Raw genomic sequence first — 24,011 nt, 5'->3', positions numbered from 1 at the left:
GGAGGACCCCGTGGAAAACGTATTCCAGTCTGAAAAGCCATCCTTGCGATGGTCTTTGGGACGGGTTGTGTTGTGTCTGTTCGCAGCACTCCTCCTAATCACCTGTGGTGAACAGGACTTTGCCGATCCCAACAACCCCAGTATCGAAGGCGACGCCGCCAGCGTGCAAGCGCTGGTAACGGGCATTGAGTCCGGTATTCGCATCGAATTCGACATCTACCTACAATGTGTTTCGATCTTCGGTCGCGAGGCCTACTTCTTCGAAACCGCCGACCCGCGCTACACCCAAGAACTGCTCCAAGGCCCCATCGACGACGGTGGTTTCTTGGTGACCCGTCCTTGGCGCGAGCGCTACCGCGTCATCCGCAACGCCAACGTCCTGCTCGAAAAGCTGCCAAGCTTTAGCCTGGCCGCGGCCGATCAATCGGCGGTGCAGGGTTGGACCAACACCATGATCGCGTTCCAACTGTTGCAAAACATCACCTTCACCGACAGCAACGGCGTCATCATCGACGTTGCCGGTGAAACGCCCGGCCCCGTGGTCAGCCGCGAACAAGGTTTGGAATTTGTCGCAGGCCTCTTGGACCAGGGCTTTGGCCAGCTCCAAGCCGGCGGCGCCACCTTCCCTTTCCGCGTCTCCAGTGGTTTCGCCGAGTACAACTCGCCCGCCGCCTTCGCACAGGTTAACCGCGGTTTGAAAGCCCGCGTTGAAGCCTACCGGAGCAACTGGCAGGGTGTTCTCGACGCCTTGGGCGGCAGCTTCGTGGATCTTTCCGCGCCCATGTCTTCCGGCGTTTACTACTCGTATTCGCAAGCACCGGGCGACGAATTGAACCCGATCTTTGAAAACCAAAACGCCGGTACCATTCGTTGGTTGGGTCACCCCAGCATCGAAGCCGACGCCGAAGCAGGCGACCAGCGTTTTGAACAAAAGATCTTCAAACGTGCCAACGTGATTTCCTTGGATGGTTTGTCCAGTGACCTGGGCATCACCACCGCGACCAGCAACGTGGCCCCGTTCCCCATCGTTCGCAATGAGGAACTGGTTCTGCTGCGCGCCGAGGCCAACATCAACCTGGGTAACCTCGACACGGCACAAGCCGACGTCAACGGCTTGCGCGCGCTGTACGGTTTGGGTGAAGTCACCCTGACCGACGCCAACGCAATCGACCAAATGTTGCACGAGCGTCGCTACAGCTTGTACGCCGAGGGTCACCGTTGGGTCGACCTGCGTCGCTACAACCGCTTGGGCACCCTGCCCTTGGACCGCGACGGTGACACGGTCATCACCCAAATGCCGATTCCTTCCTCGGAAGTCGGTCAGTAAGACCCGTCCCATCGTTTGACAAGAACCCCGGTGCGTTGCACCGGGGTTTTTTTATGGCCGCCGGCGTACCTCGCCGCGGGAAAAAGGGGGATTCCTCGGGTTGTGGGATGACCATCGTCCGGGGATTGAGCTATGATGCGACAACTTTACGCGGCACCAAGCGTTCCCCCACGGCTTTGTACCGCGTTTTCTGTCGGTGACGTCCCTCATGGAGGCAACGCCGCAACCCCAATTCCTCATGTTTAGGTGATACCTATGATCGTATTAAAATTTGGCGGCTCCTCCGTGGGCACGCCGGAAAGGGTCCTCTCCGCGCTGGATATCATCGTCGCGGCGCGCGCCATTGACAACGCCCGCGCGGTGGTTTGCTCCGCGTTTGGCGGGGCCACCGACCAGCTCCTGCAGACCGCCGCTTTGGCGGCGCAAGGCGGCGACGCCTATAAAGAAGAGCTGAACGCCTTTATCCAACGCCACCGCGACGCGCTCACCGCCCTGTTTCCCATCAACCGACGCGCGGAACACGAACAACACATTGAACACGAATGCGCCGATTTGGCGGGTATGCTCAACGGCGTTTCCCTGATCCGCGAGTTAAGCCCGCGCACGCAAGATTTTATTGTCAGTTTCGGCGAGCGTTTGTCCTGCTACATCGTGGCGGCGGCACTGCGCGAACGCGATCTGGCGGCCGACTTTTGCGACGCCCGCCGTCTGGTACGCACGGACAACACCTTTAGCAACGCCAAGGTCGACTTCGATCAAACCAACCGCAACATCCGCGAATATTTCGACACCCACACCAACCTCCAGGTGGTTACCGGCTTTATCGCCGCCACCGAAAACGACGAAACCACCACCCTGGGTCGCGGCGGCTCAGACTATACGGTCTCCATTTTCGGCGCCGCGCTGGGTGCTTCAGAGATTCAAATTTGGACGGACGTCGACGGCGTGCTGACCGCCGATCCACGCAAAGTCCCGCGCGCATTCCCGGTTGACCAACTCACCTACGAGGAAGCGATGGAACTGGCGCATTTCGGTGCCAAGGTCATTTATCCCCCGACCATGGCCCCGGCGATGGACGCCCAAATTCCGCTGCGTATCAAAAACACCTTCCGCCCGGAGGTTGCGGGCACGGTGGTCGGGCGCGAACGCGAGGCCCATACCTACCATGCCAGCGGCATTTCCTCGATTGACAAGGTCACCCTGCTGCAATTAAGCGGCGCGGGCATGATCGCGGCGGCGGGTATTGCCGGTCGCTTATTCGCGGCCTTGGCGGCGGCCAAGGTCAACGTGATCCTCATTTCCCAGGGCTCCTCCGAACATTCGATTTGTGTGGCGGTCGCCCCAGCCGACGCCGAGCCGGCGGAACGCGCGATTAACGAGGCCTTTACCCTGGAAATTCACCGCAAACAGGTCAACCCGGCCCAAGTAGAACCCAACAAAAGCGTGATCGCCCTGGTCGGCGAGCAAATGCGTTTGGTGCCCGGCATCGCCGCACGCATCTTCAGAACCTTGGCCCACGCCAAGGTAAACGTGGTCGCCATTGCCCAGGGTTCTTCCGAACGCAATGTCTCCTTCGTGGTCGACCACGACGCCCTGCCGCGCGCGCTGCGCACCCTGCACGACAGTTTCTTTTTCCCCCAGGAACGCCGCGTCCACCTCTTCTTGCTGGGCCACGGTTTGGTTGGCGGCGCACTCGCCAAACAACTTCAAGAACGCCGGAAAAACCAGAAAAACAACATCCACATCGTGGTCTGTGGTTTGGCGAACAGCAAGGTCATGACCTTTAGCGAGGAAGGTTTCGATCTGGAAGGCCTGGACCAAGCCTTGGCCGCGAGCCGGGAGCCCAGCGATCTCGCCGGCTTCCTGCAAAACGTAAGCGACATGCCGGTGCCCCACAAGATCCTGGTGGACAACACGGCCACCGACGCCACGGCGCCGCTTTACCTTCAAGCCCTCGACGCGGGCATTTCCGTGGTAACACCCAACAAAAAAGCGAACACCCGCGATATGGCGTTTTACGACCAGCTCCACTACAAGAGCCGCCGCAACGGCGCAGGTTTCTTCTACGAAACCAACGTGGGCGCGGGCCTACCGGTGATCGGTCCGCTGCGCGACTTAATCGAGGCAGGCGACCGCGTGCAACGGATCGTGGGCATGATGTCGGGCACCTTGAGCTACCTGTTCCACACCTTCAACGGAGACAAACCTTTTAGCGCGTTGGTGCGCGAGGCACGCGAGGCCGGCTACACCGAACCCGATCCCCGCGAGGACCTGAACGGCATGGACGTGGCGCGCAAATTGGTGATTCTGGCCCGCGAGGCCGGCTATCGCCTGGCGTTGGAAGACGTCACCGTGGAGAGTTTGATTCCGGCGGCGCTGCGCGAGGTGGCCGAGGTCGACGCCTTCATGAACGCCTTGCCCGACTTTGACCGGGAATGGGCCCAGCGTTTGGAAGAGGCGCGTATTGAGGACAAGGTGTTGCGCTACATTGCGAGTTACAGCAACGGCCAAGCACGGGTCGCGTTGGAAGCGGTCGGCGCGGACCATCCGTTCTACGCGACCTCGGGAAGCGACAACATGTTCTGCTTTTACACCAACTTTTACCCCAACACCCCGCTCACCATCCGCGGACCGGGCGCGGGCGCCGAGGTCACCGCGGCCGGCGTATTGGGCGACATCATGAAAGCAGGCCGTCTCAATTAAAGAAGGTTCTTACAAGGCCGGCGCCTTCGGCGGCCTACCAAAAGAAACCCCAAGAAACCCCAAGAAACCCAGGGTAAACGGTTGTTACACAACCATTTACCCTGGGCCAAATGCTCGTAACGCGTTCAGGGCAACCAGGTGTTGTTCGCCTTAGCCCGCATTTCTCACCAGAATTCGTCGCGAAGCTTTGTAGTCTCCGTGAGTACACAGGTTACGACCGAGGGCAAACGGAGCGGGGCCGACCATTCGCGGGGCCGACCTTTCGGCGTAGCAGCGCTACGCCGAGGCTCGCCCGAACAAGTAACCTAAGTAATCGCAGCTATTTCAACGCCGAAGCAGAGCTTCTGGTGAGAAATGTGGGTGAGGCTCCCGCATAAAGGTGCGCGCGCCCCGCTGGGGAGCGCCGGATCAGCGCCCTTTCATGCCGATTCAACGATCCTTGTAGCGAAAAAATGTCCACCTTAAGCCAGGGTTGCCACCATCACCGCTTTGATCGTGTGCATGCGGTTTTCCGCTTGGTCGAAGACCCGTGACCTTTTGCCGCTGAACACCTCGTCGGTGACCTCGCAGATATCGGGGAACTGCCGCGACAGCTCGGTTTCGTCGTTGTGGAAGGCGGGCAGGCAGTGTAGGAAAATCACTTCCTCATTTTGGGTGGCGTCCACCATCGCCTGATTCACTTGGAAAGGCTTGAGTTTGGCGATGCGGTCGGGGATTTGGTCTTCCTCACCCATCGACGCCCAGACGTCGGTATAAAGCACGTCGCAGCCGGCAACACCGTCACCGACCTGGTCGGTGTAGGTCAGAACCGCGCCGGATTCGGCGGCAAAAGTGGCGGCCAATTCTTGAATGGCTTGCTCGGGAAACAGGTCGGCGGGGGCCACGATGCGGAAATCCATGCCCATTTTGGCGGCACCGATCAGCAACGAGTTGGCCATGTTGTTGCGGCCGTCGCCGACATAAGCAAATTTAATGCCTTTGATGCGACCAAAATTTTCTTTGACGGTCATGAAGTCGGCGAGGATTTGGGTCGGGTGATACTTATCGGTTAATCCGTTCCAAACCGGCACCCCCGCGTGTTTGGCCAAACCCTCGACACTTTCGTGTTTAAAACCGCGGAATTGGATCCCGTCGAACATACGCCCCAAAACGGCGGCAGTGTCGGCAATGCTTTCTTTTTTGCCGATTTGAATGTCGTTTTTGCCGAGGTACTCGGGGAAGGCACCCTCGTCGTTACAGGCCACGACAAAAGCACAGCGGGTCCGGGTCGAGGGTTTTTCGAAAATGAGGGCGATGTTTTTGTTGACCAGGTTCTTGGGAAAAACGCCCGCGCGCTTGAGGTTCTTTAAATCGATGGCGGAATCAATTAAGTATTCAATTTCTCGGGGCGTGTAATCGGCCAGGGTCAACAAGTGACGGCCCTTGAGGTTAAAAGCCATGGGTACCTTCCTCGCATGTAATGTGTTCGGACCAACGCAAACCGCCGGCCGCAACGCCTGGGCCGTGAACCCAGGCCTGATCGTTTTGGGCGAACGGCAAACACCCGCCTTGTGCGAGGCGGCTCCGGTTGGTGCCGGCCCAAAAACCGCGTTTGAATTCGATGAAGCCTAACACATCACCCGCGGCGGCGAAACCTCAATCGCACGGCCCCTAAACCCTTGTCGCACCTGGCTTCGAGGCCCTCCGTCCCGTAACTGAAGCGCGTTGGTCACGCGCTGTTTTGTTCAGGGCGCCGCGGCGCCGTACCGATCCAGGCCGAGGGAAAAACCCCGTGGGGCTTACCTTTTTCCAGGAACAGCCGATAAGGCTTCAAGAATCCCCTATTCCGGGCCCAAACCAACGTGCCTTCGCGCGGGTGGTGTGTTCAGGGAGGCCCCCCATGCTTTCCGCATTTTTCGGCAACAAAATCGAAAAAGAATTCAAACAGCTCCTCAAAGAAGCCCCCGAATTAGAGATCCGCTACGCGGGCGAGGAAGAGTACGCCGTTTCACGCCTGCGCAAGGTGTTCCGCGACTCATTAATCATCGGTGGGTTCAAGGGTGCCTTGCGCAAAAAAGAACTGGAGATTCGCATCCTCAGCAACATGACGTCGTTCAAAACCGAGGTGATCCGTACCGGCATCGACCACAACGGCAACCCGATTTTTTATGTGAAAATCCCGGCCAAACTCAACATGGCGGGTAACGCGGCGCGCAAGCGGTTTGTGATTCACCCCAACGGAACGGTCAAAATCTTGTTGAGCACCAACCGCGGCCAGAAAAGCCTCGTGCTCAAGATCTTCGACATTGGCGAAGGCGGGATCAGCATCGTCAACGACAGCAAAATCGGGTTTAAACCCGGCACCAAACTGTTCCAAACGATGATCACGATTGGTTCGATGAGCGACCAATTGGTGGACCTGCTGGTCGCCAACGTCAAAAACCGCCAGGTCGGCGACAGCATGCAACAGCTATTGATCTGCACCTTTAAGAAACAGCCGCGCGCCTTAAAAGAAATGTTGTCGGCGGCGCAAAGCGTGGCCCCAAAACCCAAGCCGGCAAAAAATTAGCCGCCATCTTGGACGACGAGCGCCAGACCTTTGAGGTAAAAACCCTCGGGGAAATCGAGCAGCCAGGGATGGTCGGCACCCGCGTGGCACAGGGAAACCACCCGTCCGCTTTTGCCCGCATCGCGCAAGCCCAGAAACACGCTCTGCTGAAAATCTTTTTCGCTGACCAAGCCGGTACAACTGAAGGTCAGAAGGAGTCCGCCTGATTTGACATGGCCGGCCACATCACGGTTCAAACGACGGTAACCCTTGAGGGCTTTTTCCACGTTGGTGCGTTGCTTGGACATCGAGGGCGGATCGCAAACGACGAGGTCATAACCGGCCTCGCGGTAAAAGGCGCTCGCTTTGTCGGCAAGGGCTGCAAATAAGTCGGCCTTGTGGGTTTTGAGGCGCGCTTGGTCCACTTGGTTCAGCGCCGCGTGTTCTTTTACCTGGCGCAAGGCATCGGCCGAGGCGTCGACGGCGGTTACCGTCGCGGCGCCGCCCAACAGCGCATTCACGGCAAAACCGCCGGTGTAGCAGAAAAGGTCGAGTACATCCAAGTCTTTGGCAAAACGGCGGACCCACTGACGCTGCGGCGCTTGATCCAAGTAAAAACCGGTTTTGTGAATATAGCCGGTGTCTAGTTGTAGCGAAACCCCGCCTTCTCGAAAGGGGAAAATGGGGCTAAACGGCTTAGCGCCGACAAAACCGACGCGGGGCTCCAAACCTTCTTGGCCGCGCGCATGGGTGTCGCTTTTTTCGTAAATCACTTCGATTTTTGAAATGTCGCGCAGCAGGTCCAAGAGTTGGTCACGCTGTTGTTCAAAACCACTGGTGGCAATTTGGACGATCAACAACTGGTCGTACACGTCCACGGACAAGCCGGGAAAACCGTCATTTTCACCGTGAATCCAGCGAAAGGCGTCGGTTCCCTCCGGTAAAAAACGCCGACGAAGCTGCCAAGCATCCTCAAGCCGACGGCGCCAAAAGGAGCCGTCGGGTGGTTCCGCGCCAAAGGAAACCAACCGCAGCGCGATGTTGTTGCGGGGATGGTAAAAAGCCCAGCCCAGGTGATTGGCCTCGGGATCTTTGACGGCCACGGTGGTGCCCGGTTCCAGCGGCGGCCTTTTGAGCAACCCTTTGGAGAATACCCAAGGGTGGCGGAAGCGCGTTAGGATCTTGGCCTTTTTGCTGTTAAGTACAATCTCTGGAAAATCACCGGCAGTCATGGGCACTCACTTTTGTAGGAAGGGTCGGCATGGGTTTAGCCCGCATTTCTCACAAGGAATTCTGCTGCGAAGCCGAAAGCCATGCGATTACGAGGGGGCGGCCTTCCGCTTTACTCAATCGAGCAATACGCGACGTAGCGCTGCTACGCCGAAGGGTCGGCCCCGCTCCGTTTGCGCTTGGTCGTAATCTTCGTACTCACAAGGCTTTCAGCTTCTCGCGACGAATCCTCGTGAGAAATGCGGGCTAGGGTTGCACAATAGCACCCTGATTCAGTTTTGCGGCAAATTTTCCACGGATCACCTGGACGGTGGCGATGCGTTTTTGACATTGCGGGCAAAACAGTTCCTGGTGAAGCGCGGGTGCCGGCTCGGTCAAAAAAACGCCGCACGCATCCACCAAAATGCGCTCGAAAAACATTTTCACCAAACGGCCTTTTCCGCCTTTGCTGTACCTGGCCAACAACTTGCCACAGCCGCAGTGGACCTCGATGGATCGGCGCTTCACCATGAAATCTTCCTTTCGGCCCGGGAACAGGCGAGCTAGCGTTTCTCGCGATCATCGCGCCACAGTTCCGGGTGGGCCCAGTTCAATTCGTGCAGGTTGCGGCGGAAGTCGAAACGCAGCGGATGGAACAAAAACACATGGTCGAGGGTTTCCTGCATCAATCGGTAACGGCGCAAGTCAGTCGACACATAGTCGATACGGGTTTGCCCCGGCTCCATCTCACCTTTTACCAAACCAATATAAGAAACCACATGGGCGCGGTACAAGCGGTAAGCCCGGTACAGCAACGAGGCCCGTTTTTGCTGCTCAGGTGTTTCCGCCTTGGCCAACACACGCCCCATCAAGGTATCGCACAGGTGGATGTCGTCAAAGGTTAAAGCACGCAGGTAATCGGGAAACTGAAAATAGAGATAGGTATAACCTTTGTGAAACCATGGCAGTTCGGGCACACGCTCGTACCAATAGTTTTCCCAAAAAGCGAAGTAGGCGGCCAGATCGCCGGCGGCGGCTTCACCCACGGCATGCACGTACCAATCGCGCAAGGTCGCTTCTACATCGATATAAGGGTCCCACAATAACTTGGTCACCAAGTAGGGTTTGGGTCCTTCGCCGAAGTTGGGGTAAATCTCGAGGTAAAAATGGGCGACGCCGTTTTCCGAGGCGGTCCGAAACAGGTCGGTCAGTTGCCGGAACAGCGGGCGGGGAATCAGGTAAGGCGTGCCGTAGATGTAGTCGTACCAGCCAACCTGCAGCCCGCGATCGCGGTAACCACGGTGGCGCGCCAGATCAACCTCACGGTAATTGCCACGCAACCAGCGCAATCGTTCATAGGTCAAAAAAGGAATGACGCGAGGATGAATCTCGGGGTTTTGCAAGGGTGGGTCGTGCACGTTGGCGTAGGCAATCAAACCGAACCAGATATCGGGATGGGTCACCAGGACTTCTTCGATCACTTGGTTGACCCAAGGATAATAAAGTTCGCTGGCGTGGAGCAGCCCCAATGAGTTCGCTTCCTCGTAAAAGGGCGCGCAATATTGGCAATGGCACCAGCGGATGGAATCGTTGATGGCAAGGGACACGGTTTTTTGATGAGGGTGGCAGTCGAGATAAATGCGAATGTTGTTGACGACCTCTTCCAACAAACCCTCGGCATGGAGGCACGGCTGCCAAACGTAAACGTGATTGCCGCCGGGAACCATCCGCTTCCCGTCGATTTCGGGAAAAAAATGGTGAAGGTGGTTGTATTGCTCGGGCGGAAGCCACTGAATAAACGAATGATGGCGGTGAACATAATCAAACGCCTTGTGAAAGTAACCCCAGGTTTCCCAGCCGGGCCCCAGCATCCCGGAAAGCTTGCGATGGCGGAACGCGGGACGTTCGACCACGGTCCGCGTGGGGATTCGCAAATCGCGAATAATGGGCCGCGACCAACCCGGTTCACCGGGAAACAACCAACGCCGGTTGAGGTAGCGCTCTAAAAAGTCGGCGGTCCCGAAAAACAAACCGTCGTGATTCAGCGCGGCAATTACCATCTGGTTGGGACGTGGGAAGGCAAATACAAAACCTTCCTGCAAATCCGCCAAGGAGACAGCATCACCCAATAACCGTTGCGCGTCCGCGCCAACCACCAGAATAATCACCGGTTTTTCCGCGCTGCCCGCGGAGGCGACCGCCTCAAGCGTGATGGGTTCCACCCCTTTTTCAGAAGAAAGAGCCTCGGGCAACTGTTCCCGAATCAGCATCCGGGTGAAGCGATTGATCTGCCGTGAAGGACCAGAGACAACCCGCAATTCGGGCAGCCACCGCCCCTCTCGATAGAGGGGAAAACCATCCGCGGCGACACCCGGAAGGTTCGCGCTCAAAAACGCGCATAGGATCAGAAGAAAACGCAAGTCCCTATTCCGCGAGACGGTCGGCTGGCAGGGTCTCACCCCGGGCCTGGTCCCGCAATTCACTTAATTCGCCGACGGGCCTCGGGGTATCGCCCTGATCAGCGCCCTCGGGTGGCGACCCCTCGGGTGGGTTCTCTTCGGCTTGCTCCATTTCCTGTTTTTTGCGGCTTGCGAAGCGGCGAATGTGGACGTGGTTCTTGAGTTCTTCCCAAGCCGCACGATGCGCTTCGGGGACATGACCCTCGTAGACAGACCCGAGGAAATAAAGCGAAGCGACCGCGTGGAAGTTGGCGTCGCGGCCGATTTCCTGAAGTGCCAACGCTTTCTGGTGAAAGCGGTTGTATTGCTCCTCGGTAAAAGCAGGATCTTTGAGACGTTCTTCCAACAGCTCCAACACAAACATACTGTTGAGGGCTTTGAGGCCGAAGGGTTGCGCTTCCAAATAGGTCACCAGTTGGGCACGCATCTCGGGAATTTGGGCTTGGAGTGTTTCCGCGGGCGGCATGTCCATGAAAACGGCTTGGATATCTCCGTTGGCCTCGAGGAAGGCCTCTCGGTAGAAAAAGCCATAGCGACGCGCCTGCTCGGCCTTGTGGGTTTCGAGATCGTCATTCAGGTAATGGGGTAACCAGGAAAGAGGAACCAACAGACCGATCACGAGCAAGGGCAGACCTTTAAGCAGGTCGGCATGTTTGACCTTATAGACGGAATCGTCCTGGTGAATGTACTTCAAGCCGTAGAACATCACGGCAAGGACAAAACAACGCATGGCCGGTGTCTGCAGTGGAAAAGCCACAAAGGCGGCCATACAAAAAACAATGAAACAGGAGAGCAGCACCACGGCCATGAGTTTTCGTTTCTCATCCTCTTCCGACAAACCGGACGCCGTTTCCCATCCCAGAAACGCCAAAAAGGCGAGCAGTGCCAGCAAACCGAGCGGCCCGGTTTCAACCAGCAATTCCAGGTACTCGTTGTGGAAGTGCCGCATGTTTCGGGTAATGATGAGGTAACGGGGTTCAACGGGATCGATGATTTCCTGGGGCGCGCCGAGGCCGCTGCCAAACAAAGGCGCTTTTTGGACGTAACCCATCCCAATCGACAACAGACTCAAGCGGTTTTGGTCCTCGAGCCCGTATTGTTTGAGGCGTTCAAAGCCGGTGCCCAGCGGTAAAAAGAGCAGGATTCCGACAAAACCAAGCGCCATGGCGGGCACCAACCATTTGCGGCGACGGCTGTTGCGCAGGTAATGCCAGGTGAGTAAAACCAGCAACACCAGGTGGCCCAGCAGGAAACCCACCACGCCGGCACGCGACCACGTTTGGGTGAAGGTGAAAAAGAAAAACACAAAGGCCATGATGTAGGAAACCAGTGCGATTACCCGCTTGGCGGCGCGGTCGGCGTTTTGGCGCAGCTTTTTGCGTTCGCGCCAAAAGATGCTCAGGTTGACCAAGATTTGGTAATAGGACATGAGCACCAGGCCGACAGCCAAAAGCGCAAAATGGTTGCGGTTCACCAGACCACCGTAGGTCCCGGCGTACCACGTAAAGGGCGGAAGATTGGAACTAATCGGGTTATCTACCCCGACCGCCAGGCCGCAAACAAGGATGCCGATCCCGTAGAATCCCCGGAAAAACAATTCGCGACGTGGGCGGGGCACCAAAAACAAGAAAAACACGAGAAATAAGTCGAGACACCAGCTCGCGGTTTCCAACCCATGGAGCTGGGGCACGATGGCGATGCTGGTGGTGGTCGTGATTTCGGGATAAAGCGCGGTGACGGCTTGCTGCATATCACTTTTGACGGGCGACAAAAGCGCCGACAAACCGGACCCGAGCGGTATCCACTGGAAAAGCGCGAGGGCCAAGGCGCCGTAACAAATCGGCAAGGCGGCACGCGGGTAACGCAACTGGCGGCGCAGGCGAATCAACATCACCGCAAGCACGGCCACAAAAAAGCCGTGAATCAGTTGGTCCAAATAGGCGTTTCCGCCAAAACGCAAAAAGAGGTAAGCGATATCAATGAAAAGAACCGTCCAGATCAGGTCAACCTGAGACCGGTAGTTCTTCGCGCTTTTTTTCTCCATAACAGAATTCCAATCGTCAGGGGGATCAAGAACGAGGACAAAAACCATTCAGTTGTACGGGGTCAAGTGTGTGCATTCTACCTGAATCCCCTGCAAGATCATGCTTTTTATTTGCGAGACGCCCAAAAGAGGCGGGGCATCAACCGAGCCACACCGGAAAACAAGCACAACCAGGATCTTTGGCCGCGGTTGTAACCCGCTTTCTCACCAGGAATTCTGCTACCAATCCTTGTGAGAATTGCGGGCGAACCATTGTGCGTGCCGCAATTTCGGGAGGTGCAACGAACCCTGGTGGGAATGGCGGGCGAGTGTTAAGGTGGGTGCGCCGTCCGCACACGGCCATCCTAACCCGCAATTCTCACAAGGAATTCTGCTACCAATCCTTGTGAGAATTGTGGGCTAACTCCCGGAATCGCCCCTATGAAACACGGACTCCTGTCGGCGGGATGCTGCTTGCTCACGGCGCTATGCCTCACCCTGGCAGCGGCCCCAACCCTGCTTTTCCCTTTGGCACTACTCGCCCTGGCCCCGCTGGTCGCCCACGATCGGCGTCGCGGTTGGGTCCGCTTCGCCATGGGTTGGGGCGCGGGTTTGCTAACCCAAGCCTTTTCCTATTATTGGATTTACTACACGGTCCGCGATTTCGGCGGGCAATCGGTCTTCATTTCAGGCTTGGGTGCTTTTGCCTTTTGGCTATTCCAAGGCTTGGACCTTGGCCTCTGGCTCTTGCTTTATCCCTGGTTTGCGCAACGACTTTACCGCGGCGACAACCCACGCCTTCGCGCTTTGATCTACGCGGTTTGCGCGGCGGCATGGTGGCTGCTGCTGCAACGCTGGGTGTTCCCGTACGTGTTCCCCTGGAGTTTCGGCAGCCTGCTCAACGGCTGGGCGCCGCTGATGAAAGCGGCGGCCTTGTGGAGCGTGTTCGGGCTGGGTTTTTGGATGGTGATGTGCCAAGTCCTTTTCGTAAAAGCGGTTACAAAATCCTGGGACCGGCCCCTTACCGGGGCGGCACTCGCGGCGCTGGTGCTGCCCTTGCTCCTCGGCGCGGGTTTCCATCAACGGGTCGAAACCGATACCTGGCGCGTGGGCGTGGTCCAACCAAACCTGATTCCCTGGGCCAAACGCGGCCGCGTGAGCGTGGAAGAACGGGTTCGCGCCCACCTGCAGCCCACACTTTCGTTCAAACACCGCAACGTGGATTTGGTGGTTTGGCCGGAAACAGCCATGTCGTTTGTGCTGGCCCGTTCGGAACGGTACCAGGCGCAACTGCGGTTCCTCGCCAAGCAACTCAAAGCACCCATCGTCACGGGTGCGGTCGGTCGCCTCGAAAACCGCAAGGTTACCAACGAGATTTGGATGATCACCCCGGACGACGCGCCGCCGCAAATGTACCGCAAACAAAACCTGGTGCTGTTTAGTGAGCGCCTACCCTGGATATTGTCTTGGGCGAAGTTCTTCGATCCGGCACTGGGCGGCTTCAGCGCGGGCACGGAAGATCGCACCTTCACCTGGCGGGAACGGTCCTTCATTCCGATGGTCTGTTTCGAAGCGCTGCTGAGCGATTACGTGCGCCGTTTTGAGGGCCACGCGATTCTCAACCTCACCAACGACGCATGGTTTGGCGAAACCAAGGCGAGCGCCTTGCATTTGATGATGATCCAAGCGCGGACCACGGAACTGGGCGTCCCCTTAATTCGCAGTACCAACTCGGGTATCAGTTGTTGGGTTGACCGGGACGGCCGAATTCACGATCCCTCCCCGCTCTACGAGGCACGAGCAGACATCTACGAGGTACAGATGCCACGCACGATCAGCCGTAAATGGCTGTGGCTCGGCGATGTACTGGTCGCCGTATTCGCGGTGGGCACGCTGTTGTTCGCACGCTTCCGAGAACAGCGAAACAATGCAGGCTGAACCGCCCTCCTGCCAGGGCATTCTTTCCAAGCGGCAAAGGCATGTGGTACATTGTGTGACTGGTAACGATTCTTTTTATCAAGCTTCGCTCTTGATTGCGATTTGCTTTTCTCCATCACGTATGCGTTCAGAAACCCACGTTAGAGGATGTTCTCAAAGTCCGTTTTGAGATGGTGTGCGGTCCTGATCATTCCTACCTACGAAACCGGTTTTCGCCGTCCAGCAGACGGGGAGCAACCGTCAGCGAGAAAAGCCACGATATCCTTGTGTCCGAAAGGCACCCAACGCGAAACCGTTTCAGCGATTCATGCTGCCGGATTTATTGAGGAATTGCTCTCTGCAATGCCGACTCACGTCTGAAACGAGGATCCTTACTCGAGGTGAATGTTCATGGATAAAGAATTGAAGGTGAAGATTCTGGACTTAATGATCGAAGCGCGCTGCATGGAAGAACGCATGGTCAAAATGTCCAAATCAACCGATGGCTTTTTCTGGTTAGGGGGCGTAGGCGAAGAAGCCTTTAACGTACCATTGGGGTTACTTGCAAAACGGGGTCACGGCCTCGATTACGATTTTTTTCATTTTCACTACCGCAACGGCGCAACAATGATTGCACTCGGCATGGATCCCGCCGATGAACTGCGCCAAATGCACAACCGGGTGACCGATCCGTTCTCCGGCGGTCGCAACTTCTGCAACCACTACGTGCGCAAGGCGTGGAACGTGGTTCCGGTTACGTCCACGATCCAAACCCAGTGTTCGGTGGCCCCGGGCACGGCGCGCGCGCAGAAACGCCACGGCGGCGACGGTATCACGATCGTCACCTTTGGCGATGCGGGCACGGCCGAGGGCGATTTTCACGTCGGCCTCAACTGGTCGACCCTGCCCAAGTGGGAATTGCCGCTGCTGTGGATCTGTACCAACAACGCCTACGGGATTTCCACGCCCTACGACGAGGTACACGGCCAAGAGCACATTGCCAACATCGTCGCCGGCTACGGCATCCCCACCAAGGTGATCAACGGCAACGACGTTGAGGAATCCTACAACGCGCTCAAAGAGGCAATGGACTATTGCCGCACGGAACGCAAACCCTACTACCTGGAAGCCATGGTCTCGCGTTTGCACGGCCACTCGTCCAGCTCCGGCGCCAACCGCGTCCCCGACGGCTTGGAAGCCGATCCACTGTTTGTGTGGATCGATCGCCTGGTCGCGGAAGAGGTCATCGAAAAGGATTACTTCGACAAAAAGTACGCGGCGGAAACGCAGCGTATGAAGGACTTGCTGGCAGAGGTGCGCAAAGAACCCGCACCCACGGCCGCGGACGTTTTCAAGCACATTTACGCTGAAGCTTAGGGGGAAGGGGAACGCATGGCTACTATGGCACAAGCCATTCGCATGGCACTACATTACGGCGAAACACATCTCGGCGTCACCGACGTCTTCGGCGAGGACGTGGGCCCACCGCTCGGCGGTGTGTTCACGGCCTCACAAGGCCTGAAAACCGCGTGGAACTCGCCACTCGACGAGCGCGGCATCATCGGCACGGCCATCGGTTTGGCCCTCGCCGGCCAGCGCCCGGTCGCGGAAATTCAGTTCGGCGACTACATTTTCAACACCATTGATTTGCTCAAGTTGGCGGGGAACACCTGCTGGGCGAGCATGGGACAATACAACCTGCCGATGGTCGTTACCACGATTGTCGGCGCGGGCATTCACGGGTCAATCTACCACTCGCATAGTTTCGAATCCATGGCGGCCCACATTCCCGGTTGGAAAATTGTACTGCCCAGCCGACCCATCGACGCCTACGGCTTGATGATCTCGGCGATCAAAGACAACAACCCGACGATGTACATGTATCCCAAGGCATTGATTCGGGTCAAAGGCAAAGATCTGATTCCCGGCGAACCCGCGGACGAGCGCGAGCTCAAGAAGATGATCGATGCGCCCCCGGGCCCCACCTTGTACGACATCATCGATGTCCGCTCCAGGTGGGAACCCCAATGGCCGGAGGGCTTAACCGACTACCAGGTGCCCATCGGCAAAGCACGCATCCACCGCGAAGGCGCCGATATTTCGGTGATCACCTACGCCCGTCACGTCTTTTTGGCCGAAAAAGCGGCTGAAATTCTCAAGGAAGAAAACGGCATCGATGTTGAAATCGTCGACATGCGTACGCTGTATCCGTGGGACCGCGAGACGGTGTTTAACTCGATCCGCAAAACCGGGCGCTGTTTGGTGCTCAACGAAGACACACCGGTCTGTAACTTCGGTGAGCACATCCTGCGCACCATCGTCGACGAGTGTTTCTACGAATTGACGGCCAAACCGCGACTGCTCGCGGGCGTGGACGTCCCCGGCGTAGGCCTGCACCCGGCTTACGAGGAAGCCTCGGTACCGCAAATCAACGACATCGTGCGTGAGTTGCGGGGTATCTGCGGCGAGGAACCCTAACCGGTTTCTTTTCGTTTTTGATGATAGGGAAAAGCCAACCGTTTGTATGCGGTTGGCTTTTTTATTTGGGATGGGTTGAGGATGCTTGGCTTAGCCCGCATTTCTCACAAGGATTCGTCGCGAGAAGCAGAAAGCCTTGCGAGTAAGCGAAGTAATCGCATGGCCTTCGGCTTCGTAGCAGAATTCCTTGTGAGAAATGCGGGTTAGAATAGGCATGGGTTGGTATCCGCTATTTCTCAGGATGCGCGGATGAAATGAGGATGGCGCCTTGCCGTTTTCCCCTCTGCCCGCCCAACAAGGTTGGGCTGGATGAATCGCGCATGCGGATTAGGCCGATGCTTCGTTGATCTTCTTTTGCTTTTTCATAGATTGCACCGTGTAACATATTTAAATACAAAACCATCCAGACAATTGCTTTCCCGTTCATTCCGAGGATGATCTCAATGGATCAAAAAATCGAGTGAACCCGGTTCAATGAACCCTGAGCCAGGTGGACCCATCCATCCGCGGCGCCTCTTTGCTCGGTTCATTCCTAAGGCTCCCCGCCCATCCTGTATCCATCCAAATATCCTGAGAAATGAAGAAACCAAACCCAGTCAACGCTTTACAGGTGGCCGACCCTTGTTTTCCTTATTTTCTCGGCATGGATCGCGCACATGGATAAGGCCGGCGATTCGTCCCTTTTTCCGCCCATCGCTGAGGGCTGAAGGGGTGTACCACTGGATGATGCCGTTGCTTCGCGATCCTCGGGCCGTGATTTCCCGCGGGCTCGCACAACGAGGCATCCGGGGCTTCTGGGATTGCTGATTTGCGACTTGGTCAAGGGATTGCCAAGCCTTCCGGCTTGCAGGGCGTGCCGGAGAGGGTCTATACTTTGTCAGTTACGGTCCACCTGACAGCGCACGCGCTCGGCGAACCGGTAAAGATTTGAGGGGAGGCACCTGTGAAGTGCCCTTTTTGCGGAAGCCTTGGTGATAAGGTTGTTGATTCGCGCGAAAGTAAGGACGGCGAACTGATCCGTCGTCGCCGCGAATGCAGCGCGTGCCGCCGCCGCTTTACCAGCTACGAGCGCATCGAAGAGATCCAATTCATGGTCGTCAAAAAAGGCGGGCGCCGCGAGTTATTTGACCGCAGCAAGCTGTTAAACGGCATCACCGCCTCGTGTCAAAAACGACCGGTGAGCATGAGTGAATGCCAGGGCATTGTGAACGACGTACTCTCGATTTTGTACCAAAAACCGGACCGCGAGATTTCTACGACCGAGGTCGGCGAAATTGTCATGGACCGACTTAAAGCACTCGACCAAGTTTCTTATGTACGTTTTGCCTCGGTGTATCGCGAATTCCAAGATGTTTCCGAGTTTGTGGGTGAAGTAAAACCCCTGATGCGCGATGACGAAAAATAAATGCTACCCGTTCTGATGCGCCAAAATTTTAGCCGTTGCCGCCGCAATGTCGGGCACCATCCAGTCGGCCGTGCCGTCGCCCTCGCCCGCGACTTTGAGGGTGGTCACACCACGTGCCCTACCCGCGGCGATATCGCTGTCGCTGTCGCCAATTAAATAAGAGGCGGCCCAATCGACGGGCTGATCGCGGTGGGCCTGATCAAGCAGTCCCGGCGCGGGCTTGCGACAGGGGCATCCCACGTGGCGATCATGGGGACAGACGTAAAAAGCGTCAATCGTCGCCCCTACCTCGGCCAGGTGTTGGTTGAGGTAAACGTGAACGTCGTCCACCGCCGCCCGTGTCATGCGCCCAACGGCAATCCCTCGCTGATTGGTCACGACCACCAAACGAAAGCCGGCCTCCTGCAAGGCGCGCAGGGATGAGGGTACGCCCGGCAAGATCTCGAATTCATCGCGACAGGTCACGTAATCATCGACGATACGGCGGTTTAACACGCCGTCCCGGTCCAGAAACAGCGTGGCAATCGGCGGCTGGGTCATTCGTTATCCGGCTTATCGGAGGCGGGCAGCACCACAAAATTGCCGCTTTCCCGCGGTTTCTTGGGACGGTCTTGCAAGGTTTCAATCAACTGGACATTTTGCAGCGGAATCATAATGGAGGCGACCTCGGCAAAACGCTTTTTGGTATTTTCCAGGTGGGGGTTGAGGACCAAACCCTCCTCGTAGTCAAGAATCATGTCTTTAATAGATACGAAGTAGGGATGGCTCAAATCCAGTGATTCCGCCACCAATTGATACTCTTCTTCTCGCAAACGAAAATGGACTTTGTACAAAGATTCCTCCAGTCCAGCCCTTGGGGGCCCGAAACCCGTCCTGATCCTGCCATTCTCAACCGTTTTTCTCAACCGTTTTCACACCAGCCTGGCTATGGGCGGCAAACCGTGTCACGAAGTTCAATGCGGGTTACAATACACGGCTTGGGTTTTCTACCCGTATCGATCACTATTGGGGAGCCGTACCATGATCGCCGACCACCAGGATTACGCCAAACACGTCCTGAACGCCATCCACCACCGACGCAGCCTGCCAAGCGCATCCATGAAACCGGATCCGCTGAAGGAAGAACACCTCGCGGCGATTTTGGAGGCGGCCAATCAAGCGCCGAGCCATCGCCACACGGAACCCTGGCGTTTCCGCATCTACCAAAGCGAAGCGGCCCGCGACGACTTGGGCCAAGGTCTGGCGAAGGTTTACCAAAGCTTCGCGGGTCCGTCATTTTTTGAAGCCAAGTTCAAGAAAACGCGGCTGCGCCCCACCCTGGTCCCCGTGGTCATCGCGGTGATTTGCAGTCCGGGTGAAAAGGCAAACTTACCGCTTTACGAGGAAATACTTGCGGTCGGCTGCGCGGTCCAGAACATGCACCTCGCGGCCCATGCGTTGGGCGTCGGCATGATCTGGTCCACCCCCGGATATTACGATCATCCCGAGCTGCGCGAATTAATGGAGATGGCGGAAAACAGCCATTTCATGGGCCTGTTGTATTTAGGCTACCCAGCCTGCCCGTTCCCCACCTCGAAACGACGCCCCCTTTCCGAAAAAACGGTCTGGTTATAGGAGCACACCATGAGCATCGCGTGGCCCGAAGCACTGAGTCCTTGGCAAACAGAAGTCAACGCCCTGGTGGCCGTCGCACGGGACGCCGGGCGCGCCATTCTCCGGTATTACGGGCAAGACTACCGGCTCGATTATAAAAGCGACGATTCACCGGTCACCTCGGCCGATCAGGCGGCCCACCAGGTAATCACGGAAACGCTGGCGGCACGGTTCCCGGACATCCCAATCATTTCCGAGGAAGGTGCGCTACCGCCCTACGAAACCCGCCGCGATTGGCCCCGCTTTTGGCTGGTCGACCCCCTCGACGGCACGCGCGAATTCATTAGCGGGAGCGGTGAGTTTACGGTCAATATTGCGCTCATTGAACAAGGCGCCCCAATACGCACCATCGTCTATGTGCCTTTAACGGAAGTCGGCTACGTGGCAGCGCGCGGCGCGGGCGCTTATCGCTTCACCGGCGAGGTCGGCGCATCGCCGCGCCGCCTCCAGGCACCTGCCTTGCGCGACGACCAACGCCTTCGTGTCACGGTCAGTCGCTCCCATCCCGACGCGAATCTACAAAACCTGTTGGCCACCATCCCCAACCACGAGCAGGTCCAGGCGGGGAGCACGCTTAAATTCTGCTTTTTGGCGGAAGGCAGCGCGGAAGTGTACCCCCGCTTCCACGCCCTGGCGGAGTGGGATGTCGCGGCCGCGCACCTGGTGGCCTCGGAAAGCGGCGTCTTGATTAGCAACTGGCAGGGCGATCCACTGCAATACAACAGTCCAAACCTAAAGCTGGACGGCGGTTTCCTCGCCACCACCGACAGCGCGCTCCACCAATGGCTTTGCAACAAGCGCCCCCAGGCACCCACCGATTCAAAATAAAACGGGTGCCTTATTTATCTTTTCCACCAAGGCTACCGATGGAGTCTATGTCCTTGCGGTAATCCCACGGGTCATGCATACTGGAGTTCTCTTTCAGGTCACATCACCATCCATTGCAGGACCCCTTGACTTGCCGGCAGATCGCAAGGTACGCCTTCCGCGGCACGCCAAGGCTCGGCCCTTCGGTCTTCCGCGGCTCAATCGTTTTTCCGAGACCCAAACTTGTCGCGGCACGCCTAGGGTGGTGCCGCTTTAACACCCCGTCGGCGACCACCGGCTCCGTCAACCTTACGAAAGGTATCCGAATGGTGACATTCCCCGACCCCGATCTCCAGGTCTTCGAAAACTTGCCGTTTAAGGTCGTGGTCATTGATCGCAACTACCGCATTGTTTACGCCAATCAGGCGGCCGACCTGCTCGTGGGCCAACCCTGCCACAAGGCGTTGTGGGCGGAAAAATCGGTGTGTAAGGATTGCCGGGTCAAGGCCCTGTTTGACAAAGGGGAAACCTTCAAAAAAGCAGGTCAAGGCCATTTCAGTGGGCGCCAGGCATTTATGACATGCGAGTACCGGCTGTTACACAACCATGCCGTGTGTTTTCTCGACGACAAGACCCAGATGGTGGCCGCCCTCAAAACCGCCAAAGAACAGAGCCAAAAATTTTTGAGTGAGATGCAGGCCAGCGAAGAGAAATACAAAGCGCAACACCGCATGCTGCGCCATAAATTAAACACGGCGGAACGCAAGCTACAGAATTTCCCGATGATTATGGACGGCGTCAGCGCGGGCGTGATCATGATCGACAAAAACCACAAGATCCAAGATCGCAACGCGCGCACGGACCATTTGGTCGATAACTTCTGGAATCAGGACCCCGAGACCACACCGTCAACCTGTTACCAGCTCTTGTTTCACCGAAAAAAACCCTGCAACGACTGTCCTATCAGCGATAAAGGACTACTGCAAAACAAGTTAACGCAAAAAATTGCGGGCGACAAAGCCGCCGGTTACGTGATGGAGGAGTTCTCCCAGGTCGGCGATGATTTTGTTCTCTCGCTCAATAACTCAAGCCGCATGATCGAACTGGCGATGGAAATCCGCAGCCATTTGAGCGAGCTGGAAGAGATCAACCGAATTCTCAATGCGATTGTGCGCCGCGGGGTTAACCTGCAGAACAGCGAAAGCGTCGATTTGGTCTTTGAACAGGTCTTGGAAGAACTCAGCCACACTTTGTTCCCCGGTGAACGCGTGCCGATGGCCCTGATCACCAAACAGACACCCTCGCGCAACGTGGAGCAAGCGGCTTTTTTTAACATGCCGGGCGAGGAACGCAAGCGGTTCCTGCGTACGTTTAACAACAGTCCGCCCGGGGCGCTGGAAGAACAAGGATGGACGGTCTTTGCCTTGGCGGGCGGGGTCACGAGCGGCACCGGCTTCCTGGTGGTGCGGGATGTACCCGACCTCGAAGAAAAACGCATGAGCATCCTGAAAATTTTCTTGAACATGGTGGGCTCGCGCGTCGACAACTTGAAACTGGTGGCCAACCTGGAGCGCCAAGCCCATATCGACGGTTTAACCGGCACCTACAACCGCGCCTACTTCGAAAAGCGGATGGAAGAAGAAAAGGAGAAAGCGGAAAAAGTCGGCCTCAACTTCAGCATTATCGTGATTGATATCAACGGTTTGAAGCGAATTAACGACAAGTACGGCCACCAGGCGGGCGATGCCCTGATCGTGGCATGCGGGAACTTGCTGAAAACCACGATCCGTGAGAGCGATATTCTGTCGCGATTTGGTGGTGACGAGTACGTCATTTTAATGCCTTCCACCGCTTCAGAAGGGGTCACGGCCCTGGAAGCGCGGATTAATACGGTTCAGGAAGAGGCCGCTTATTGTTTTTCGGACGACAATGGGGATAAAATATCCCAACCATTGCATATGAGTGTTGGCGCCGCTTCCTCGGAAGAGACCGGCATTGATAAAGTTTTTAACTTGGCTGACGAAAGAATGTATGAAGCCAAAGACCGGTATTACCAGACTCATGATCGGTACCGCTGATCCAGGTCGCCCTCTTACAATTTTGGAACCGAATAGAAGAACCTATGACAAAAGACCAGACCGATCCCCAAAAACCCAACAGCCAGAACGGCGACAACTCACCCGAGTTGATTGAACCCCACCTGAAGAATATTGTCTCCACGGTCAAAAACCTGACCGAGGGCAATTACCATCAGGAAGTGGAGGTTGACGCCACCGGCTTGATCGGCGAGCTTGCCTACTACATCAATACCACAATGAAGAACCTACGCACCCTCGACAAGAACCTGGGCGAAAACGTCGAGGACACACCCCGCGCCATGTCGGAAGTCAAGGCGGTCATCGACCATACCGAGAAGGCCACCATTCTTGTGCTGGACAAAACCGATGAAATTCTGGCCAACATTCACAAGAACCGCGACCTCTACCGCGAATTGGCCGCCGCCAAAACGGACTCGGACCGCGAAAAGGCCAAGGGCAAGTTGGAAACGAATTCTTCAGAGTTGGAACGGTCGGCCTACGACATCATCAATGCGATGGAATTCCAGGACGTCACTCAACAAAAGATCATGAGCATCATGTCCTGCTTGGAAGGCATTGAAGAGCGCCTGATCGATCTCCTGATCATTTTCAAAATCAAGGAAAGCCGCGAGAACAACGAAGAGAACGTGGAAATGCTCAAACACCTTCACGACGAAGAAATCGAAGCATCCAACAAACAGGGTTTGGTTGATCAGCTTCTCGCGGAATTCGGGATTTAACCCATTCGGCCTGCCTTGCGCCGGCGCACAATTCCCGGCATCAACACGGCGCAACCGGCAAAAAGCGGTATGATGAACAGCGGGTGCAGGGCGTCCGCTTGGTTTCATTTCTTTTCGACGCCGCCCACCATGGAAAGGGGCGTTTTATGCTGGGTTGGTACCTCATCACCACCAAACTCAAAAGTGAACACCGGGTAAAGCTCAATCTTGAGCGAACCCACGGGATCACCTGTTTTTTTCCAACCTACCCCGCCAAAAAGAGCAACTCCCCCGTCGGCATGCCGCTCTTTGCACGATATGTTTTTGTCCATTGCGATATGGAGCACAGCAAACACAAGGTCCAGTTCGCCCCCGGTGTTTCACGGGTCGTCACTTTTGGTGACCGATTTATCCCCATCCCCGACGCGGTCATCGATTGTCTCAAAGCGCGTTGCGACGCCAACGATGTCTTGTGTGACGATCCCGAACTTGTCTCGGGTACCCGTGTACGGGTGAAACGCGGGATCTTTGAAGGTTGCGAGGGCATTATTCGCGAGAAACGGGGCAACCGCCGTATTCAACTGCTCCTCGAACTGGCCTATGGCAAACTGGTCAAAATCGAAATCGACCCCGGCGACTTGGAACACTCGGCCTCCCGCTAACCCGCATTTCTCACAACATGCACAACCAGCTGTGCTTGACCCTG

20 protein-coding genes are annotated in these 24,011 nt (G+C 56.7%); 13 read left to right on the top strand and 7 right to left on the bottom strand.

Features of this window, described 5'->3' with window-relative positions; translation table 11 throughout:
- Window positions 1–10: 10 nt before the first annotated feature.
- Both J3U88_RS34890 and thrA read left to right on the top strand, forming a co-directional pair.
- Window positions 11–1,327: a RagB/SusD family nutrient uptake outer membrane protein gene (locus tag J3U88_RS34890; protein ID WP_207856122.1), complete on the top strand. Its 1,317-nt coding sequence runs from the start codon at window positions 11–13 to the stop codon at window positions 1,325–1,327.
- A 255-nt stretch (window positions 1,328–1,582) separates the two neighbouring features.
- Window positions 1,583–4,030 (top strand): bifunctional aspartate kinase/homoserine dehydrogenase I, encoded by a 2,448-nt coding sequence (gene thrA, locus J3U88_RS00335; protein WP_207856121.1) that lies wholly within the window; start codon window positions 1,583–1,585, stop codon window positions 4,028–4,030.
- A 461-nt stretch (window positions 4,031–4,491) separates the two neighbouring features.
- Here thrA and argF read toward each other — a convergent pair whose 3' ends face one another.
- Window positions 4,492–5,469: an ornithine carbamoyltransferase gene (gene argF, locus J3U88_RS00330; protein WP_207856120.1), complete on the bottom strand. Its 978-nt coding sequence runs from the start codon at window positions 5,467–5,469 to the stop codon at window positions 4,492–4,494.
- Between argF and J3U88_RS00325 the strand changes: the two genes are divergently transcribed.
- Both J3U88_RS00325 and J3U88_RS00320 read left to right on the top strand, forming a co-directional pair.
- Window positions 5,468–5,641, top strand: a complete 174-nt coding sequence (locus J3U88_RS00325) for a hypothetical protein (protein WP_207856119.1) — start codon at window positions 5,468–5,470, stop codon at window positions 5,639–5,641. The two genes, argF and J3U88_RS00325, sit on opposite strands and share 2 nt — an antisense overlap.
- Before the next feature lie 268 nt (window positions 5,642–5,909).
- Window positions 5,910–6,578: a PilZ domain-containing protein gene (locus tag J3U88_RS00320; protein WP_207856118.1), complete on the top strand. Its 669-nt coding sequence runs from the start codon at window positions 5,910–5,912 to the stop codon at window positions 6,576–6,578.
- Here the strand turns inward: J3U88_RS00320 and J3U88_RS00315 are convergent.
- The 4 genes from J3U88_RS00315 to J3U88_RS00300 form a co-directional block, all read right to left on the bottom strand.
- The gene (locus J3U88_RS00315) at window positions 6,575–7,789 is read right to left on the bottom strand and encodes a class I SAM-dependent rRNA methyltransferase (RefSeq protein WP_207856117.1); all 1,215 of its coding nucleotides are present in this window, start codon (window positions 7,787–7,789) and stop codon (window positions 6,575–6,577) included. The genes J3U88_RS00320 and J3U88_RS00315 overlap by 4 nt on opposite strands.
- 244 nt (window positions 7,790–8,033) lie before the next feature.
- A complete protein-coding gene (locus tag J3U88_RS00310) occupies window positions 8,034–8,297 on the bottom strand; it encodes a hypothetical protein (protein WP_207856116.1) in 264 nt (87 codons plus the stop codon).
- Between the two features lie 32 nt (window positions 8,298–8,329).
- A complete protein-coding gene (locus tag J3U88_RS00305; RefSeq protein WP_207856115.1) occupies window positions 8,330–10,156 on the bottom strand; it encodes a DUF4838 domain-containing protein in 1,827 nt (608 codons plus the stop codon).
- Between the two features lie 34 nt (window positions 10,157–10,190).
- Window positions 10,191–12,269, bottom strand: coding sequence for an O-antigen ligase family protein (locus tag J3U88_RS00300; RefSeq protein WP_207856114.1), 2,079 nt, complete (start codon window positions 12,267–12,269; stop codon window positions 10,191–10,193).
- Between the two features lie 420 nt (window positions 12,270–12,689).
- Between J3U88_RS00300 and lnt the strand changes: the two genes are divergently transcribed.
- The 4 genes from lnt to nrdR all read left to right on the top strand — a co-directional run bounded on the left by lnt (window position 12,690) and on the right by nrdR (window position 18,048).
- Complete coding sequence (gene lnt / locus J3U88_RS00295) at window positions 12,690–14,186, top strand: apolipoprotein N-acyltransferase (protein WP_207856113.1); 1,497 nt, start codon at window positions 12,690–12,692, stop codon at window positions 14,184–14,186.
- 390 nt (window positions 14,187–14,576) lie between these two features.
- Window positions 14,577–15,542 (top strand): thiamine pyrophosphate-dependent dehydrogenase E1 component subunit alpha, encoded by a 966-nt coding sequence (locus J3U88_RS00290; protein WP_207856112.1) that lies wholly within the window; start codon window positions 14,577–14,579, stop codon window positions 15,540–15,542.
- Between the two features lie 15 nt (window positions 15,543–15,557).
- A complete protein-coding gene (locus J3U88_RS00285; protein WP_207856111.1) occupies window positions 15,558–16,643 on the top strand; it encodes an alpha-ketoacid dehydrogenase subunit beta in 1,086 nt (361 codons plus the stop codon).
- Window positions 16,644–17,586: 943 nt separating this feature from the next.
- Window positions 17,587–18,048 carry a transcriptional regulator NrdR gene (nrdR, locus tag J3U88_RS00280; RefSeq protein ID WP_207856110.1) on the top strand — a complete coding sequence of 154 codons (462 nt, stop codon included), beginning with the start codon at window positions 17,587–17,589 and terminating at the stop codon, window positions 18,046–18,048.
- 3 nt (window positions 18,049–18,051) lie between these two features.
- Here nrdR and J3U88_RS00275 read toward each other — a convergent pair whose 3' ends face one another.
- Both J3U88_RS00275 and J3U88_RS00270 read right to left on the bottom strand, forming a co-directional pair.
- On the bottom strand, window positions 18,052–18,588 hold the full coding sequence (locus tag J3U88_RS00275) for a D-glycero-alpha-D-manno-heptose-1,7-bisphosphate 7-phosphatase (protein WP_207856109.1): 537 nt from the start codon (window positions 18,586–18,588) through the stop codon (window positions 18,052–18,054).
- Window positions 18,585–18,881, bottom strand: a complete 297-nt coding sequence (locus tag J3U88_RS00270) for a DUF1820 family protein (protein WP_207856108.1) — start codon at window positions 18,879–18,881, stop codon at window positions 18,585–18,587. The genes J3U88_RS00275 and J3U88_RS00270 overlap by 4 nt, the downstream gene beginning before the upstream one ends.
- 187 nt (window positions 18,882–19,068) lie before the next feature.
- Between J3U88_RS00270 and J3U88_RS00265 the strand changes: the two genes are divergently transcribed.
- The 5 genes from J3U88_RS00265 to nusG all read left to right on the top strand — a co-directional run bounded on the left by J3U88_RS00265 (window position 19,069) and on the right by nusG (window position 23,967).
- Window positions 19,069–19,662: a nitroreductase family protein gene (locus J3U88_RS00265; protein ID WP_207856107.1), complete on the top strand. Its 594-nt coding sequence runs from the start codon at window positions 19,069–19,071 to the stop codon at window positions 19,660–19,662.
- Window positions 19,663–19,671: 9 nt separating this feature from the next.
- Window positions 19,672–20,529 (top strand): 3'(2'),5'-bisphosphate nucleotidase CysQ, encoded by an 858-nt coding sequence (cysQ, locus tag J3U88_RS00260; protein ID WP_207856106.1) that lies wholly within the window; start codon window positions 19,672–19,674, stop codon window positions 20,527–20,529.
- Between the two features lie 305 nt (window positions 20,530–20,834).
- The gene (locus J3U88_RS00255; RefSeq protein ID WP_207856105.1) at window positions 20,835–22,586 is read left to right on the top strand and encodes a sensor domain-containing diguanylate cyclase; all 1,752 of its coding nucleotides are present in this window, start codon (window positions 20,835–20,837) and stop codon (window positions 22,584–22,586) included.
- 44 nt (window positions 22,587–22,630) lie between these two features.
- On the top strand, window positions 22,631–23,326 hold the full coding sequence (locus J3U88_RS00250) for a protein phosphatase CheZ (protein ID WP_207856104.1): 696 nt from the start codon (window positions 22,631–22,633) through the stop codon (window positions 23,324–23,326).
- Window positions 23,327–23,424: 98 nt separating this feature from the next.
- Window positions 23,425–23,967, top strand: coding sequence for a transcription termination/antitermination protein NusG (gene nusG / locus J3U88_RS00245; protein WP_207856103.1), 543 nt, complete (start codon window positions 23,425–23,427; stop codon window positions 23,965–23,967).
- The last annotated feature ends 44 nt before the right edge of the window (window positions 23,968–24,011 follow it).

Origin of the sequence: Acanthopleuribacter pedis (assembly GCF_017377855.1) — a bacterium.
In the GTDB taxonomy this organism is placed as follows: domain Bacteria; phylum Acidobacteriota; class Holophagae; order Acanthopleuribacterales; family Acanthopleuribacteraceae; genus Acanthopleuribacter; species Acanthopleuribacter pedis.
Note: the sequence above shows the minus strand (reverse complement) of the source record. Positions and strands in the feature narration are given on the sequence as shown.

Excerpts from the sequence above, each read along its gene's own strand:
- J3U88_RS00320 (WP_207856118.1), top strand. The coding sequence starts at position 5,910 with ATGCTTTCCGCATTTTTCGGCAACAAAATCGAAAAAGAATTCAAACAG.
- J3U88_RS00285 (WP_207856111.1), top strand. The coding sequence starts at position 15,558 with ATGGCTACTATGGCACAAGCCATTCGCATGGCACTACATTACGGCGAA.
- J3U88_RS00315 (WP_207856117.1), bottom strand. The coding sequence starts at position 7,789 with ATGACTGCCGGTGATTTTCCAGAGATTGTACTTAACAGCAAAAAGGCC.
- J3U88_RS00300 (WP_207856114.1), bottom strand. The coding sequence starts at position 12,269 with ATGGAGAAAAAAAGCGCGAAGAACTACCGGTCTCAGGTTGACCTGATC.
- J3U88_RS00325 (WP_207856119.1), top strand. The coding sequence starts at position 5,468 with ATGGGTACCTTCCTCGCATGTAATGTGTTCGGACCAACGCAAACCGCC.
- J3U88_RS00265 (WP_207856107.1), top strand. The coding sequence starts at position 19,069 with ATGATCGCCGACCACCAGGATTACGCCAAACACGTCCTGAACGCCATC.
- lnt (WP_207856113.1), top strand. The coding sequence starts at position 12,690 with ATGAAACACGGACTCCTGTCGGCGGGATGCTGCTTGCTCACGGCGCTA.
- thrA (WP_207856121.1), top strand. The coding sequence starts at position 1,583 with ATGATCGTATTAAAATTTGGCGGCTCCTCCGTGGGCACGCCGGAAAGG.
- J3U88_RS00250 (WP_207856104.1), top strand. The coding sequence starts at position 22,631 with ATGACAAAAGACCAGACCGATCCCCAAAAACCCAACAGCCAGAACGGC.
- argF (WP_207856120.1), bottom strand. The coding sequence starts at position 5,469 with ATGGCTTTTAACCTCAAGGGCCGTCACTTGTTGACCCTGGCCGATTAC.
- J3U88_RS00255 (WP_207856105.1), top strand. The coding sequence starts at position 20,835 with ATGGTGACATTCCCCGACCCCGATCTCCAGGTCTTCGAAAACTTGCCG.
- J3U88_RS00290 (WP_207856112.1), top strand. The coding sequence starts at position 14,577 with ATGGATAAAGAATTGAAGGTGAAGATTCTGGACTTAATGATCGAAGCG.
- cysQ (WP_207856106.1), top strand. The coding sequence starts at position 19,672 with ATGAGCATCGCGTGGCCCGAAGCACTGAGTCCTTGGCAAACAGAAGTC.
- J3U88_RS00310 (WP_207856116.1), bottom strand. The coding sequence starts at position 8,297 with ATGGTGAAGCGCCGATCCATCGAGGTCCACTGCGGCTGTGGCAAGTTG.
- J3U88_RS00275 (WP_207856109.1), bottom strand. The coding sequence starts at position 18,588 with ATGACCCAGCCGCCGATTGCCACGCTGTTTCTGGACCGGGACGGCGTG.